This window comes from Pseudomonas putida (assembly GCA_041071465.1).
GTDB classification, from domain to species: Bacteria; Pseudomonadota; Gammaproteobacteria; order Pseudomonadales; family Pseudomonadaceae; genus Aquipseudomonas; species Aquipseudomonas putida_P.
On record CP163498.1, the window covers coordinates 2,089,492 to 2,106,143 of the forward strand.

The following is a 16,652-nucleotide window of genomic DNA, read 5'->3' on the forward strand; positions in this document are numbered from 1 at the left end:
GGATCGCTACCTTTCTATCAAAGCGACGAGTATTTCTTGCGCAGACGCTGGCGAATCAGCTCGGCCAAGGTGTTCATGATGAAGGTGAACATCAGCAGCACCAGGGCGGCCAGGAACAGCACGCGATAGTGGCTGCCACCGACTTCCGATTCCGGCATTTCCACGGCCACGTTGGCGGCCAGGGTGCGCATGCCTTCGAACAGGTTCATTTCCATCACCGGGGTGTTGCCGGTGGCCATCAGCACGATCATGGTCTCGCCCACTGCCCGGCCCATGCCGATCATCAACGCCGAGAAGATGCCTGGGCTGGCGGTGAGGATGACCACGCGGGTCAGGGTCTGCCAGGGCGTCGCGCCCAGTGCCAGCGAGCCGAGGGTCAGGCTGCGTGGCACGCTGAACACCGCATCTTCGGCAATGGAATAGATGTTCGGGATGACCGCGAAGCCCATGGCGATGCCCACTACCAGGGCGTTGCGCTGGTCGTAGGTGATACCTAGGTCGTTGGTGATCCACAGGCGCATGTCGCCGCCGAAGAACCAGCTTTCCAGGTGCGGGCTCATGGTCAGGGCGAACCAGCCGGTGAACAGGATGACCGGGATCAGGATCGCCGCTTCCCAGCCATCCGGCACACGCAGGCGGATCGACTCCGGCAGGCGGCTCCAGACGAAGCCGGCCAGCAGGATGCCAAACGGCATCAGCAGGAACAGGCTGAACACACCCGGCAAGTGGCCTTCCAGGTATGGGGCCAGGAACAGGCCGGCGAAGAAGCCGAGGATCACCGTCGGCATCGCTTCCATCAGCTCGATCACCGGCTTGACCTTGCGGCGCATGCCAGGGGCCATGAAGTAGGCGGTGTAGATGGCAGCGGCAATGGCCAGCGGGGCGGCCAGGATCATCGCGTAGAACGCGGCCTTGAGGGTACCGAAGGTCAGCGGCGACAGGCTGAGCTTGGGCTCGAAGTCGGTGTTCGAAGCGGTCGATTGCCAGACGTACTTGGGTTCGTCGTAGTTCTCGTACCACACCTTGCCCCACAGCGCACTGAAGGAAACCTCCGGGTGCGGGTTGCGCAGGCTCAGCGGCAGCAGCTTGCCACCTTCTTCGATGATGATGCGGTTGGCGCGTGGCGACAGGGCCAGGATGCCAGGGCCTTCGGCAGCCGGCTCGACCAGCAAGGTACGGTGCGCGGTGCTGTGGAACACGCCCAGCTTGCCGTCGGCGTCGAGGGCGATGAAGCCCTTGCGGCGCTCTTCGGCGTCGATCTGCACGATAGGCGCCTTGCCCATCTGGAAGGTACGAATCTGCTTGAAGCGCGATTCGCCATCCGGGTCGCGGGCCATGAACCACTGGGCCAGGCCGCCCTTGGAGTCACCGATGATCAGCGAAATGCCACCGACCAGCTGGGCCGTGGCGGTAATTTCAGTGTCGGCGCTTTCAGACAACTTGTAACGGCCGTTGAGGCTCTTGTCGCGCAGGCTGAACACGTCAGCCGTGGCGCGACCGTTGATCACGTACAACCACTGCTGGCGCGGGTCGATGAAGATGTTCTTCACCGTTTCGGTCATCTGCGGCAGGGCGATACGGTTCTGCTCGGTGGTGACCTCTTCGGTCATCATGTTTTCCGTGCGAGTCAGCTCGACCACCTGCAGGTGCGCGCCAGTGGAACCGGCCAGCAGCAAGGTGTCGCCATTGACGTTGACGCTCACGTGCTCCAGCGCGCGGCCCTGTTCGTCGAGCACGAACGGCTGCTCGCCGTACGGGTAGTCGATGCCGGGGGCGATGGTTTTCTTGTTGTCGGGGTAGGTGATCTTGTAGGTGTGGTGGAACACCAGCGCCTGGCCATTGGACAAGCCAAGCACCACCAGCGGGCTGCCCGGCTGGTCGGTACTGATCGACGTGACCTGGGTGTCTGCCGGCACCGGCAGGTCGACCCGCTTGAGCGCGTTGCCGGTTTTGGTATCGAAGAACAATGCCTGGCCCTTGTCCGAAACCCGCATCCCCACCAGGTTCTGCTCTTCAAGCGCGATCATCAGCGGGTTGCCGGCATCCTGCTGCAGCCAGGTCGGCTCCAGGGCTTTCTTGCTGGTCAGCTGGGCGCCCTGGAACAGTGGCAGTACCACGTACGCCAGGTAGAAGAAGATCAGGGTGATTGCCGCCAGTACGGCAAGACCGCCGACCAGCACATACCAGCGGGTCAGGCGGTCCTTGAGCGCGCGCATGCGGCGCTTGCGTTGCAACTCGGGCGTATTGAAATCAATGCGCACGGGCTGGGAGTTTTGGGTCATGTTGGAATTGGCCAGATCATTCATGCGCACACCCTAGCGGTCCCGTGTGACAAAAACATTACAAAGTGGTGACGCGCGAAAGCCCGCCGCACAGGGAACCTGGCTTCGGACTGGAAATTCGTGGAAGAGGCCGGGCAGTGGCTCCGGCCTCTTCTTAATTACTTACTTCTTTGCAACGTTACCCGCGTGGGACAGGCCCAGGTCAGCCAGGGTCTTGTCGACGACTTTGGCCGGCAGCGGAATGTAGCCATCCTTCACCACGACCTGCTGGCCAGCTTGCGACAGCACCAGCTTGACGAACTCGGCTTCCAGCGGAGCCAGAGGCTTGTTCGGCGCCTTGTTGACGTAAACGTACAGGAAGCGCGACAGCGGGTAGCTGCCATTCAGGGCGTTGGTTTCGTTGTCTTCGACGAACTCGCCGCCTTCCTTCTTGGCCAGGGCCACGGTCTTGACGCTGGCAGTCTTGTAACCAATGCCCGAGTAACCGATGCCGTTCAGCGAAGAGCTGATCGACTGCACGACCGAAGCCGAGCCAGGCTGCTCGTTGACGTTAGGCTTGAAGTCGCCTTTGCACAGGGCTTCTTCCTTGAAGTAGCCGTAGGTGCCCGAGACCGAGTTGCGGCCGAACAGCTGGATTGGCTTGTTGGCCAGGTCGCCGGTCACACCGACGTCACCCCAGGTCTTGATCTCGGCCTTGCCACCGCACAGGCGGGTGGAGGAGAAGATGGCGTCGACCTGAGCCATGGTCAGGCCCTTGATCGGGTTGTCTTTGTGCACGAACACGGCCAGGGCATCGACGGCGACCGGGATTGCGGTCGGCTTGTAGCCGTACTTCTGCTCGAAGGCCTGCAGTTCGACGTCTTTCATCTTGCGGCTCATCGGGCCGAGGTTGGCGGTGCCTTCGGTCAGCGCGGGTGGCGCGGTGGAGGAGCCGGCTGCCTGGATCTGGATGTTTACGTTCGGATATTCCTTCTTGTAGGCCTCGGCCCACAGCGTCATCAGGTTCGCCAGGGTGTCGGAACCAACGCTGGAGAGGTTGCCCGATACACCGGTGGTCTTGGTGTAGGTCGGGATCGCAGGATCGACAGCGGCTACCGCGTTGGCGGTTGCAACGCCAGCGGCGGCAAAGGTGAGGGCCGCCATCAAACGCTTCAGTTTCATGCCTTGCTCCTAGCAGGAATATTGGGGTGTTGGATGGAACGGGCCCAAGTATCGGCAGGCCGCATGAACACGATATGACTTCATTGTGACAATTGGATGAAAGGCCATCATCGGTTATCCGGGATGGCCTGACTTGATATCGCTGGGAAACTGGCGGCGCTAAAGCTCGCGGCGATCCCTGAACATGACGTATACCGGTGCCAGCCCAGCCTGCGGCGGAAACACCACGATGTAGTCATCGAATTGAACCTGCGTCAGGTCCATGAAGCGCTCTATGATAGGCACATTGGGCATGTGCAGATAGCTAATGCTCGGCGGCCGGGAGATGTCTATCGGCGGATAGGGCGCGCTGCCCTTCTGCCACAGAACGGTAACAGGCGCCCCGGTCTCGCTAGTGAATGCGAAAGCCCGCCGACCCGCATCCCAACCAGCTTCCCGCACCCGCACGCGCGAAGGCACGATGGGGCCCTGCGTCGAGGTCATCAGCACATGACAGTAACGGGTAAAGGGTTTTACACCTTTGGTGCTGCCGGAGCGGGCACCACGCACCATCGAGCACAGACGCATGGGCAGATCCACCTCTGCCCGTTCAGCGGCCAGATCGGCCCAATCCTGCCGATCTTCGTCGAGTATTTCAGCAAGTGGCACCGTCAGCCCGAAACGCGGGTCATCGCTTGGGGTTCCCTGCACAAACTCGATTAAATCCGCATACGTACCGGGGTGGTCACCTTGCAAGGAGGTCGCCTGCCACTCCAGCTCTGCCACCGCCGAGCGCACGGTCTTGATCAGATGGCGTTGCTGTTGGGCAACGTCACCGTTCAAGCCCTGCGCCATCAGCAATGCCGGGTGCAGGTTTGAGGCATCAGCTGCCGCTACCAACGTCAAAGGCCCATGCCCTGGGCCAGCCCCGGTCGCTTTGGCCAACTGGGCAATACGTGCTTCCAGGTGTTCTATCAGTGTCACACCGCGAGCGTACAACACGGAATGACGCCCTTGCGCCATGGCCAAGGCCGCAGCATGACGCTGGCTACCGGCATTCATTTCTTGCAACGCCACGGCCTGAATCGCTGCGTCCAGGAAGGGGCTGGTAGCATCACGCACGGCAGCGTCGAGTGCGAACTTGACCGACATGTGCAACCGCTCAAGTTGAAACACTGCCTGCGCAGCTTGGTGCTGAATGGATTCCAGAGCACGCAGCGTAGCAAGGCTGAAAGCCAGTTGCTGTTCCGGCGTGCTGGCCACTGGGTCAATGGTTAGCTGTTGCTCAAGTGCAGCAAGCTGCAGCGTTGCCTGCTGCTCAGCGGCATGAACCTGCGCCACCAACTTGCGCACTTTCTCCAGGTTGCGAGTGGAAGACTGGCTGGCACGCTGTTCGCTCGCCATGCTTCGAAGCTCTCTTCGCGGCTGTAAATGCTGCCCCTTGAAGGCCGGAAGGCCATTTCTCTGGTGCCACGATTTGATTGTTGCAACGATATGCTCTGGCGAGTTTATAGCGCCGACGGCATCGGCGTTTGAGTAGAACAAAAGGTCACTACCGGCGGGGTGGCCGACTATCTGGTCGAAATGATCGATGAGAGCGTTGTGCTCAGACCTCTGAGTCTCAACGTTCCATAGCGTAGTGACTAGCGATAAGAAACTTTGCTCGTCGTGATCTTGCAGTCGACTTTCAAGCTTCATCTTCCGTGCCCCTTAAAACCAGACCGGATACAACAAAATCCTTAGTGTACGAATAAATCAAATCAATATACCCAAAGCCCGCACCGGAGAGTCGATACATATCCCACCCACCCGTCTTACCTATCGGTTCCGGCATTACCAACGGCTCGCTCGTTCTTAGAGGACTACCCCAAGCAGCTCTAACAGCGCTCTTATCTAAGCAACCGTAGGGCTCAGATAAAAAATCTTTAAATTCAGGCGCCAAATCCACTCGCCTTATGATAGTTATAGCCACCGCTTTTAACATTTTGCTGTCTGAATCAAACTCAAAACTAACACCCGGCTCCGGCTCTAGGTAAAAATCCTCCGCCCCCGGGTAAAGCTTGATACGTCGCAGATTCGGATCAAGCCCATTCTCAACTAAATCAGCATAAGTCCTGTTAACGCTTTCCAGCCAAGGCTCAACTGCTACAATCCTTTTCATGCGTCACCTTTTATTAATCAGTTTTTTGAGCAATTCTGTAAGCTCCACCTTGATACCCTCAACACGTTCAGGCGAAATTCCATTTTCTATTAAACCTTTCTTTAGTGCTTCAACATTACTGCCAATAGCTGACAAGGGATCTTTGGCATCTAGAGCTTGTTTAGCTTTGGTGTTACGCCCGCCGTACGTTTCGCTGTACTTTCGATGCACTTCTGTAGGAATAACGACAGCAGGTGCACGCCTTAGTATTTGGTATATTTCATACAGTTGCAGGTCTGGAAAATTTTTCTGTAACCATCGTTTCAATGCCGATTGAGATGGAATGTGGTCCACGCCCATGTCATCCCTTATGCTGCGACGCTCCAAGTCATTATAATTCCCAGTTTCTCCGACTTCTGCAGGTTCATTATTAACCAGCCCAGGCTCCGGCAGATCTACATCACCACCGAATCCAGGAATTATGGCCCCAGTCTCACCCGGATTCTCGCCAGGAAGTATTTCAAGACTTGGCCCCACAGGATCCAAGGTATCGCCTGGCAGAATGCCCGGCAGTAACGGCCCCTCCGGCAAGGGTGTCGGGCCGAGCAGCTCCGCGCCTGGGGCCACCAACGGCGTCCAGGTGCGTGATGGTTGGCCCTGAACAATGCCAGCATCGAACTCAAGGGCCAGACTGGCGGCGAACCACGGCTCGAACGGCAGGACCACTGCCGGCACGCCTAGAGTGTCCGCTGGTGTGTGGATTCTTAGCTGGTCAAGGTTGTAGCCAACATCAACAGCTCCAACATGACGAAGCTCAAACTCGTGTCGCGCGCCGCTCCAACTTGCTCGCGGGGCCACGGGTGGAAAACCCCTGATGATTCGACGCTGATTCACCTCATCGAATTGACCGAGCAACCCCTGCTCCGCCGCAATGGCCCGCCATACCGCGCTTTCGAATGCCGGCATGCCGGTGAACAAGCGGCCGCGTAGCTGGTTACCAACCTGCACCGGCATTGCTACGCCAGCGGCAGCGCCATTCGCGGGCCACCAGTCAGCGCCAGCGACTTGGCCATTACCGCTGACAACACCAGTACCCGCCGGCGAAACTACGAATGAAAAGTACTGGGGCAGTTGACCAGGGATACAGACGATGCAGTCATCGAAGCGAAGGTCCACGCCAGCGCCAACCTCTGCAGCTTGTGGCTCAAGCGCGAGCATCCGGCCGTTGGACGGGCTTTCCGCCACCGGGGTAGCGTTACCCAGAACGATGGTTTTCCCGTCGGGCGTCTGTGCCTCGACTCGGTAGGTATCGGTGACGGGGTCGTAAACGGCATTCCTGACCCGGACCTCCGGGGCGATTCCGGCGCCTGTGGCGGCCACCGCTATCGCACTGCCACCTGGAAGATGCTCGATCTTGATGCGCTGACCCAGACGGGCCGACCCACCCGCATCGGCGATAGCCTGAAGATCCTGCCCTGGCGCAATGCCCAGCAGGTCTGCATGTATGCCCAAACCTTCGAAGTGACGCCTGCGCTGGGCTTCGGTCAGTTCGCCATTCCCCAGCGCCGGCGAATACAGCATGGCCGTGGCCGAGAGACCGACCGCCTGACCAAGGCGGATAGCTGCAACCCTCAGCACTTCCTTGGCCGCGCTAGCAATCGCCTGCTCGATAGCCGTTGCCAGCTCAGCCGCAACCTGCGCGCCTGCCTGACCAAGCAACACGCCCCCAGCCGACGCAGCCGCTACTGGCACGGTCAGCGTGGCGGCCTCCTTCAGCCGAACAAGGCGCCGGTCTTCGTCAACCTGCTGCTTGTAGCGAATTCTGGATTCGCGCAGCTCAGCGTATTGCCGCTGACGCTCCCATTCCGCCTCCCTGGCGCGCCAGAGCTGTTCCTGTTGGGCATGTTCTACAGCCAGCTCGGCTGAGCGCTGCGACAGCTGGGCAATTGCCTCCTGCAGCAAACGAGCCTCTGAGGCCGCTACGTACGCTGTTTCCCAGCCCTGATGCAGTTGCTGCATGTGTTGCGCGGTCGCCAGCCCGGCCAGTCGGGCGGCGTATGTACCTGCATCAGCATCATGGCCAGCAAAAGCCCCGGCCAACGCCTGCCGATTCGCCAACTCAAGCTGCTTGGCGGCTATAAGCCCTTTGGTTTCGTTTTGCGCTTTGGTGATCTGGTAAAGCTGCCAACGCTCACTGCCGTCGTATTCCGGGCGTTTGCGCGCTGCGTTGATCTCCTGCTGTAGCGCCTGTGCCAAGCCTTGCGCCTGGCCAGCGAAATGCGCATCAAGCTGCACGCGCCGAACTTCACGTGCCTGGCTATGAGCCTCCACTTGCTGCCTATGTAATGCAGCCAGCATTTCGGCATGAGCCCTTGCGGCTGCCGCTTGGCGAGCCTGCTCCTGGGCTCTTGCTTGCGCCAAGGCAGCAGCACGCGCTCTGGCACGCTTCTTCTTGCGACGTCGGCTGGAACCGCCAAAGCCACCACCGAAGCCACCGCCGCCGCCAATGCTGAAGAAGCCGCCCCCGCCGCTACTGGAACCTGAGGAGCCAGGGGTGATGACAACATCACCCGTGGAACTGTCATGAAGTGTGTTTTGAGCCATACAGATTCTCCTTCTCTGTATGGCTCAGGCTGACGATCTAGCCGTCGGTCACTGCGTTACTTATTCCTCTGTCCTTGTTCACGTCTTTCAACATGTTGCAGCAAACGAGAGTCAGCCCCAGCGCAGATCAGCGCTTGTTGGCGAGCAGGTACAGCCCCACAGCCAGACCAACGGCGCACAAGCCTGCCACATAGTAGGCAGGCGCCATCGGGCTCACCTTCAGCAGCGCGGTCACCACCATCGGCGTCAAACCGCCGAAGATCGCGTAGGCCACGTTGTACGAGAACGACAGCCCGCTGAAGCGCACCGCCGCCGGGAATGCCTTGACCATTACATAAGGCACCGCGCCAATCACGCCCACGCACAGGCCGGTCACGGCATACAGCGGGAACAGCAGCTCGGGCCGGGTTGGCAGGCTGTGGTAGAAGGTCCAGGAGCTGGCCAGCAGCAGCAGGCTGCCGATCACGAACACCCGGCCCGCACCAAAGCGGTCGGCCAGGCTGCCGGCGCCGATGCAGCCAAAGCTAAGCAATACAATGGCCAGGCTGTTGGCCTTGAGCGAGTCGGTCGGGCTGATGTGGTAGAAGCTCTGCAGCAGCGCCGGGGTCATCAGGATGACCACCACGATCCCGGCCGACAGCATCCAGGTCAGCAACATCGACAGGATGATCGGGCCACGGTGGTCACGCAGCACGGCGCGCAGTGGCAGCTCCTCGGCCAGTGCCTTACGTTGCTGCATTTCGGCGAACACCGGGGTTTCGTGCAGCCAGCGGCGCAGGTAGACCGAGAACAGGCCGAACACGCCACCCAGCAGGAACGGGATACGCCAGGCGTAATCGGCCACTTCTTCCACGCTGTACACACTGTTGATCAGTGTCGCTACCAGCGAGCCAAGCAGAATGCCGGCGGTCAGGCCTGCCGTCAGGGTACCGCAGGCGTAGCCAGTGTTGCGCGCTGGCACATGCTCGGAGACGAACACCCAGGCACCCGGCACCTCGCCGCCGATCGCCGCGCCTTGGATCACGCGCATCAGCAACAGCAGGATAGGTGCCCACATGCCGATTTGTGCATACGTCGGCAGCAGGCCCATGATCAGGGTCGGCACGGCCATCATGAAAATGCTCAGGGTGAACATCTTCTTGCGCCCGAGCAGGTCGCCGAAATGGGCCATGATGATGCCGCCCAACGGCCGCGCCAGGTAGCCAGCGGCGAAGATGCCGAACGTTTGCATCAGGCGCAGCCACTCCGGCATGTCGGCCGGGAAGAACAACTTGCCCACCACCGTGGCGAAGAACACGAAAATAATGAAGTCGTAGAACTCCAGCGCGCCGCCCAAGGCGGACAGTGAGAGGGTCTTGTAGTCACTGCGGGTCAGCGGCCGCGAGGGCTGCTCGATACTGCTCGGCACGGAAGTCATCGCTCGTTGTTCTCTTTGTAGGGCATGCAGGCCGCTTGGCACGCGGCTTCTGGATTGGGAGACAAGCGAAGATAGCAAATTGCCGAGCTGCGCCGAAAGCGATACAAAATCCCTACAGATATTCATGAATGCACGGTCGTCGCTGGCCGTTATGCTCTATATACTGGCAGTTCGTAGGAAAAGGTTGCTGCTAGCGTGGGATGTTGTGCGAAAACTCCGGTCTTTATGTCAGGCGGTTTCGCAGAGTTTCCCTACGGCCGCCCAGTGAAACGAAATCGGCGTAGTATGTTTCAAGCTGAATCGTTTACCCGGCCTTTGCGCCACACCAACGAAAGCGTCACGGGTCAGAGGCCCCATCGCATGATTGAGCTCGAACAAGAAGATCCGATCCCGCAAGGCGACCTGGCCTTGCAGATCACCGCACTGCCGCGCGAGACCAACGGGTTTGGCGACATCTTCGGCGGCTGGCTGGTTGCCCAAATGGATTTGGCCGGCACCGCCATGGCCAGCCGTGTTGCTGGCGGCCGCGTGGCCACCGTGGCCATCGACCGCATGGCCTTCCTGGTACCGGTGGCAGTAGGCGCGCAGCTGTCGTTCTACACCCAGACCCTGGAAATCGGCCGCAGCTCGATCCAGATGATGGTCGAAGTGTGGAGCGACGACCCGCTGTCCAGCGAATGGCGCAAGGTCACCGAAGCGGCATTCGTCTTCGTCGCCATCGACGGCAGTGGCCGCACCCGCTCCGTGCCTCGTCGCTGAGCCACGCCGGCGGTAAACTCATTGCATGTGCCCGGGTCCAAGGCCCACTGGCAATCAATGAGATGAACGCAATGGCTACCTTCCAGGTCGTAACCGAGCAACATGGCGAACTCAACTGCTGGCGTATCAGCAGCGACCGCGCCGAACTCCTGATCGCCCAGCAGGGCGCACAGATCCTCAGCTACCAGCGGGTGGGCGAACCACCGCTGCTGTGGCTGAGCGACCAGGCCATCTTCCGCCAGGGCAAGTCGGTACGCGCCGGGGTACCGGTGTGCTGGCCGTGGTTTGGCAACCTGCAACGCAACCCCGAGGCCGTGCAGGCCATGTACCACGCTGAGCAGGCACCTGCTCACGGGCTGGCGCGCTCGCGTGACTGGCAGTTGCTGGGCATCGAGGAGGTGGGCGGCGACCTGCGCATTGAATTCGGACTGCCTGAAGCGCAGGGCGACCTGCCCGGCTGGCCTCATGACGTCGAGTTGAAGCTGGTGGTGGAGCTGGGCGAGGCGCTGAAGCTGAACCTGACCAGCCGCAACATGGGCAATACCTCCGTTACTATCAGCCAAGCCCTGCACAGCTACTTTGCCGTCAGCGATGTACGCCAGGCACGGGTCGAAGGGGTCGAGGGGCTGGGTTATATCGAAACCCTGGCGGACTGGGAACAGCGCCAGCAGCTGGGAGCACTGGCGTTTACCGGGGAGACTGACCGGATTTACCTCGACACTCCATCGCGACTGAGCATTGTCGACCCGCATTGGAACCGGCGAGTTACCTTGACCAGCAATGGATCACGTTCGGCGGTGATCTGGAACCCCTGGACCGAGCGGGCGCGGGAGCTGGCAGATATGGCCGACGATGGCTGGCAGCGAATGCTGTGCATCGAAACGGCGAATGTGTGGGATGACCTGGTGGAACTGAAGCCGGGGGCAAGTCATTCGCTGGGACTGCAGATCGGTTGTGAAATGATCTGAGTTTTGCCGTGGTTTTTCGGGCCCCTTCGCGGGTTTACCCGCGAAGGGGCCCGTGCAGATAATCAGAGGTCTGCGTCTTCCACCACCCTCACCTTCCCCGCATCCAGCGCATAGGCCGCATCGGCCAGGTCGTTGCTGACCTTTTCCACCTTCAGCTTGCCGCTGACCCACAGCGGTGTGTAGATGTCATCGATCTTCAACCCTTTCGGGTAGCGCACCAGTACCAGCTGGTTCGGCGGCGGTGGCGGCACATGGATGCACGCACCTGGGTACGGCACCAGGAAAAACAGCGTGCTGTTGCCCTTGGCATCGCTTTCCAGCGGCACCGGGTAACCGCCCAAGCGGATTTCCTTGCCGTTCATGGCCGCCACGGTCTTGGTCGAGTACATCACCGCCGGCAAGCCCTTGCTCTGCTTGAGGCCACCCTTGTCGGTAAAGGTGCCCATGGCTTCTGGCGAGTTGTGGTCGATTTCGGGCATTTGCTCGAGCGCCTTCTGGTCCGACTTGGGCATCAGCTCCAGCCAGTCGGTTTCAGGCAGTTCAGCATGGGCCAGGGCGCTGGCCAACAGCAGGGGGACAAGGAAAAAGGCACGCATGGAAATGCTCGGCAACTCGGATGAATTGCCGGGCATTCTAACCAGTATTCAGCGTTTCTTGATGAATCCGTAGATCACCAGAAGGATGACCGCACCAATCAAGGCGCCAAGGAAGCCTGCTGCCTGCCCAGCCTGGTAAATGCCCAGCGCCTGGCCGCCATAGGTGGCCAACAGGGAGCCGGCAATACCCAGCAGGATGGTCATGATCCAGCCCATGCTGTCGTCGCCCGGCTTGATGAAGCGGGCCAGCAGGCCGACGATGAGGCCGATGAAGATGGTTCCAATGATGCCCATGGCAATCCCTCTGCAGTGAATATGGAACAAGCCAAAGCCTAGACGGCCTTTGGCTTGTTGCCATGTTCAGAGGGCAAGCCGCTTGCAGAAGTTCGATTTGCAGCCCGATCAGTTGCTGATCAGTGCCTCTACTTCGGCAATCTTGCGTTCAAGGGTGGCCATGTCCTGGCAGCGCAGGGTGGCATGGCCAACCTTGCGGCCAACCTTGAAGGCCTTGCCATAGTGGTGCAGGTGGCAGTCGGCGATGGCGACGACCTTGTCCACGGCCGGCACTTCACCGATGAAGTTGAGCATCGCGCTCTCGCCCACCTTGGCGGTCGAGCCCAGCGGCAGGCCGGCAACGGCCCGCAGGTGGTTCTCGAACTGGCTGCACTCGGCGCCTTCGATGGTCCAGTGCCCGGAGTTGTGCACGCGCGGGGCGATTTCGTTGGCCTTCAGGCCGCCGTCCACCTCGAAGAACTCGAAGGCCATCACGCCAACGTAATCCAGCTTCTGCAACACACGGCCGACGTAGTCTTCGGCCAGGGCCTGCAGCGGATGTGCCTGGCTGGCCACCGACAGGCGCAGGATGCCGCTTTCGTGCGTATTGTGCACCAGCGGGTAGAAGCGGGTTTCGCCATCGCGGGCACGTACAGCCACCAGCGACACCTCGCCAGTGAACGGCACGAAGCCTTCCAGCAGGCATGGCACGCTGCCCAGCTCGGCGAAGGTACCGACCACGTCTTCTGGCGTGCGCAGCACCTTCTGGCCCTTGCCGTCGTAACCCAGGGTGCGGGTTTTCAGTACGGCTGGCAGGCCGATGCTGGCCACCGCCGCCTCCAGGTCTGCCTGCGAGAGGATGTCGGCGAAGGCCGGGGTGGGAATGCCCAGGTCGCGGAACATGCTCTTTTCGAACAGGCGGTCACGGGCGATGCGCAGCGCTTCGGCGCTGGGGTACACCGGCACGAACTGCGAGAGGAAGGCCACGGTCTCGGCCGGGACGCTTTCGAACTCGAAGGTGACCAGGTCGACTTCGTCGGCCAACTGGCGCAGGTGGTCCTGGTCGCCGTAGTCGGCACGCAGGTGCTCGCCCAGGGGCGCGGCGCAAGCGTCCGGCGCCGGGTCGAGGAAGGCGAAGTTCATGCCCAGCGGGGTGCCCGCCAGGGCCAGCATGCGGCCCAGCTGGCCGCCACCGATTACACCGATCTTCATGGGTTGAGCCTCAAGCCTGGCGCGGGTCTGGGTTGTCCAGCACGGTGTCGGTCTGTTCCGTGCGGAACTGCTTCAACGCCGCGTGGTACTGCGGGTACTTGGCGCCAAGGATGCTGGCCGACAGCAATGCAGCGTTGACCGCACCGGCACGGCCGATGGCCAGGGTGGCAACCGGCACGCCAGCAGGCATCTGCACGATCGACAGCAGCGAATCGACGCCCGACAGCATCGACGACTGCACCGGCACGCCCAGCACCGGCAGATGGGTCTTGGCGGCGCACATGCCTGGCAGGTGGGCTGCGCCACCGGCACCGGCGATGATCACCTCGATGCCACGGCCCTCGGCCTCCTCGGCATACTGGAACAGCAGATCCGGGGTGCGGTGAGCGGAAACCACCTTCACTTCGTAGGGAATGCCGAGTTTTTCCAGCATATCGGCGGTGTGGCTAAGGGTGGACCAATCGGACTTGGAGCCCATGATCACGCCAACCAGTGCACTCATCGTCGAGCCTCTTCGCTTGTGCGCCCGCAGGCGCGTCAAAAAACAACAAGCCACGCGGGACGACCGGCGTGGCTTGTTTGCTGATCAGGACCGGATGCATCCGGTCGAAAGGCCGCGCAGTATACCGTAAGGTAGTGCGATTAAGGCACCCCGGCGACCAACTGTCGGGCCTTATTTTTCGGGGCTTTGGCTGACTTTTGGGTCAACCGCCGCCGCCCCCTCGAGCTTGCGCCACAACAGCCTGACGTTGGCCTTGCGCACCAGGGCGCAGCGGTACAGGCGAATTTCCAGTGGCACATGCCACTGGCTGCCGCCGCAGACAGCCAGTTCGCCCCGCTCCAGCTCGCCTCGCATCGACAGGCGTGGCACCCAGGCGATGCCCAGGCCTTCCAACGCCATGCTTTTAAGGCTGTCGGCCATGGCGGTTTCATAGACGGTGGTATAACGCAGGTTGCGCTGGCGCAGCAGCAAATTCACCGACCGCCCGAGGAATGCACCCGCGGTATAGGCCAGCAGCGGCACGCTGCCCTCGCCTTCCAGGTCGAACAATGGCTTGCCTTCAGCATCCACTGCACACACCGGCAGCATTTCCGTAGTGCCCATGTGCAGCGACGGGAAGATCTCGGCATCCATCTGCAGGGCCGCATCCGGGTCGTAGAAAGCCAGCATCAGGTCACAGCCGCCCTCGCGCAATGCGTGCACGGCATCTCCGACGTTAGTCGCAACCAGGCGGGTGGCGATGTTCAAACCGTCGTTGCGCAACTGGGCAACCCAACGGGGAAAAAGCCTGATGCCAAGGAGTGTGCCGCCGCTACCTGAACCACCTCGCCCTGCCCACCCTCAAGGTGATGTAAATGGCGGAGAATTTCGCCCAACTGGTCGACAACGGTGCGCGCTGTGACGAGAAAAAGCTGCCCGGCTTCGGTCAGTTCGATCGGTGTGCGGGAACGGTTCACCAGTTGCAGGCCCAGCGCCGCTTCAAGGCTGCGAATGCGCCGGCTGAAGGCCGGTTGGGTCACGAAACGCCGCTCTGCCGCCTGGGAAAAACTGCGGGTAGCGGCCAGCGCACTGAAGTCTTCCAGCCATTTGCTTTCAAGGTTCACGAAGCACATCTCCCGGCATGCACCAAAATGGAACACGCTCGAATGTCAATTGGCGTCACACGAAACACTATGCCGTTTGTGCATAGGTTAGCGTGCAACAGCATTGGCCGCAAAATCACCTTCAGGCCTAGGATTGGCGCCATTCCGGCATGTGCCGGGTCAAAATCGAGATGATATACATCATGTCCTCCGCTGCATCGTTCCGCGTCGAAAAAGACTTGTTGGGTACCCTTGAAGTTCCTGCAGATGCCTACTACGGCATCCAGACCCTGCGCGCTGCCAACAACTTCCACCTCTCCGGTGTTCCACTGTCGCACTACCCGAAGCTGGTCGTGGCCCTGGCCATGGTCAAGCAGGCCGCTGCCGACGCCAACCGTGAGCTGGGTCACCTGAGCGATGCCAAGCACGCTGCCATCACCGCAGCCTGCGCCCGCCTGATCAAAGGCGATTACCACGACCAGTTCGTGGTGGACATGATCCAAGGCGGTGCTGGTACTTCTACCAACATGAACGCCAACGAAGTCATTGCCAACGTTGCACTGGAGGCCATGGGCCACCAGAAGGGTGAGTACCAGTACCTGCACCCGAACAACGACGTGAACATGGCGCAGTCGACCAACGACGCCTACCCGACCGCTATCCGTCTGGGCCTGCTGCTGGGTCACGACGCACTGCTGGCCAGCCTCGACAGCCTGATTCAGGCCTTCGCTGCCAAGGGTAAAGAATTCGACCACGTACTGAAGATGGGCCGTACCCAGCTGCAGGACGCCGTACCGATGACCCTGGGCCAGGAATTCCGCGCCTTCGCCACCACCATGACCGAAGACCTGCAGCGCCTGCGCTCGCTGGCCCCGGAACTGCTGACCGAAATCAACCTGGGCGGTACCGCCATCGGCACCGGCATCAACGCCGACCCTGGCTACCAGGCTCTGGCCGTACAGCGCCTGGCCGCCATCAGTGGCCAGCCGCTGGTACCGGCTGCCGACCTGATCGAAGCCACTTCCGACATGGGCGCCTTCGTGCTGTTCTCCGGCATGCTCAAGCGTACCGCGGTCAAGCTCTCGAAAATCTGTAACGACTTGCGTCTGCTGTCCAGCGGCCCGCGCACCGGCATCAACGAGATCAACCTGCCAGCGCGTCAGCCAGGCAGCTCGATCATGCCAGGCAAGGTCAACCCGGTTATCCCGGAAGCCGTCAACCAGGTGGCCTTCGCCATCATGGGCAACGACCTGGCCCTGACCGTCGCCGCCGAAGGTGGCCAGCTGCAGCTGAACGTGATGGAGCCGCTGATCGCCTACAAGATCTTCGACTCGATCCGCCTGCTGCAACGCGCCATGGACATGCTGCGCGAGCACTGCATCGTCGGCATCACCGCCAACGAACAGCGCTGCCGTGAACTGGTCGAGCACTCGATCGGCCTGGTCACTGCACTGAACCCGTACATCGGCTACGAAAACGCCACCCGTATCGCCCGCGTTGCCCTGGAAAGCGGCCGCGGCGTGCTGGAACTGGTGCGTGAAGAGAAGCTGCTGGACGACGCGATGCTCGACGACATCCTGCGTCCAGAAAACATGATCGCCCCGCGCCTGGTTCCGCTGAAGTCGTAACCAGCCCGCTGCAAACAGTCTCACCAGGTTAAGGGACTAGACACCTCTC

The 16,652-nt window shown here is 61.0% G+C and carries 13 protein-coding genes and 1 pseudogene; 3 read left to right on the plus strand and 11 right to left on the minus strand.

Features of this window, described 5'->3' with window-relative positions; all coding sequences use genetic code 11:
- Nucleotides 1–17: 17 nt before the first annotated feature.
- The 6 genes from AB5975_09690 to AB5975_09715 form a co-directional block, all read right to left on the minus strand.
- The gene (locus AB5975_09690) at nt 18–2,306 is read right to left on the minus strand and encodes an ABC transporter permease subunit (GenBank protein XDR22049.1); all 2,289 of its coding nucleotides are present in this window, start codon (nt 2,304–2,306) and stop codon (nt 18–20) included.
- Nucleotides 2,307–2,444: 138 nt separating this feature from the next.
- Nucleotides 2,445–3,443, minus strand: a complete 999-nt coding sequence (locus tag AB5975_09695; protein ID XDR22050.1) for a phosphate ABC transporter substrate-binding protein PstS — start codon at nt 3,441–3,443, stop codon at nt 2,445–2,447.
- Between the two features lie 159 nt (nt 3,444–3,602).
- Nucleotides 3,603–5,120 (minus strand): S-type pyocin domain-containing protein, encoded by a 1,518-nt coding sequence (locus AB5975_09700; GenBank protein ID XDR22051.1) that lies wholly within the window; start codon nt 5,118–5,120, stop codon nt 3,603–3,605.
- Nucleotides 5,110–5,583, minus strand: coding sequence for a hypothetical protein (locus AB5975_09705; protein XDR22052.1), 474 nt, complete (start codon nt 5,581–5,583; stop codon nt 5,110–5,112). The genes AB5975_09700 and AB5975_09705 overlap by 11 nt, the downstream gene beginning before the upstream one ends.
- Nucleotides 5,584–5,586: 3 nt before the next feature.
- On the minus strand, nt 5,587–8,166 hold the full coding sequence (locus AB5975_09710) for an S-type pyocin domain-containing protein (protein XDR22053.1): 2,580 nt from the start codon (nt 8,164–8,166) through the stop codon (nt 5,587–5,589).
- Nucleotides 8,167–8,293: 127 nt separating this feature from the next.
- Nucleotides 8,294–9,583, minus strand: coding sequence for an MFS transporter (locus tag AB5975_09715; protein ID XDR22054.1), 1,290 nt, complete (start codon nt 9,581–9,583; stop codon nt 8,294–8,296).
- Between the two features lie 360 nt (nt 9,584–9,943).
- On the opposite strand from AB5975_09715, the gene AB5975_09720 reads away from it, so the two are divergent.
- Both AB5975_09720 and AB5975_09725 read left to right on the plus strand, forming a co-directional pair.
- Entirely contained in the window at nt 9,944–10,342 is a 399-nt protein-coding gene (locus AB5975_09720; protein XDR22055.1) for an acyl-CoA thioesterase, read from the plus strand.
- Nucleotides 10,343–10,413: 71 nt separating this feature from the next.
- A complete protein-coding gene (locus tag AB5975_09725) occupies nt 10,414–11,310 on the plus strand; it encodes a D-hexose-6-phosphate mutarotase (protein ID XDR22056.1) in 897 nt (298 codons plus the stop codon).
- A gap of 62 nt (nt 11,311–11,372) precedes the next feature.
- On the opposite strand, the gene AB5975_09730 is transcribed toward AB5975_09725, so the two are convergent.
- The 5 genes and pseudogenes from AB5975_09730 to AB5975_09750 form a co-directional block, all read right to left on the minus strand.
- Nucleotides 11,373–11,906, minus strand: a complete 534-nt coding sequence (locus tag AB5975_09730; protein XDR22057.1) for a DUF3299 domain-containing protein — start codon at nt 11,904–11,906, stop codon at nt 11,373–11,375.
- Nucleotides 11,907–11,954: 48 nt separating this feature from the next.
- On the minus strand, nt 11,955–12,200 hold the full coding sequence (locus AB5975_09735; GenBank protein ID XDR22058.1) for a GlsB/YeaQ/YmgE family stress response membrane protein: 246 nt from the start codon (nt 12,198–12,200) through the stop codon (nt 11,955–11,957).
- 108 nt (nt 12,201–12,308) lie between these two features.
- Nucleotides 12,309–13,391 carry a 5-(carboxyamino)imidazole ribonucleotide synthase gene (locus AB5975_09740; protein ID XDR22059.1) on the minus strand — a complete coding sequence of 361 codons (1,083 nt, stop codon included), beginning with the start codon at nt 13,389–13,391 and terminating at the stop codon, nt 12,309–12,311.
- 10 nt (nt 13,392–13,401) lie between these two features.
- Complete coding sequence (gene purE / locus AB5975_09745) at nt 13,402–13,893, minus strand: 5-(carboxyamino)imidazole ribonucleotide mutase (GenBank protein ID XDR22060.1); 492 nt, start codon at nt 13,891–13,893, stop codon at nt 13,402–13,404.
- A 171-nt stretch (nt 13,894–14,064) separates the two neighbouring features.
- A pseudogene (locus AB5975_09750) lies at nt 14,065–14,996 on the minus strand (LysR substrate-binding domain-containing protein).
- Nucleotides 14,997–15,178: 182 nt separating this feature from the next.
- On the opposite strand from AB5975_09750, the gene aspA reads away from it, so the two are divergent.
- Nucleotides 15,179–16,603 (plus strand): aspartate ammonia-lyase, encoded by a 1,425-nt coding sequence (gene aspA / locus AB5975_09755; GenBank protein ID XDR22061.1) that lies wholly within the window; start codon nt 15,179–15,181, stop codon nt 16,601–16,603.
- Nucleotides 16,604–16,652: the final 49 nt, after the last annotated feature.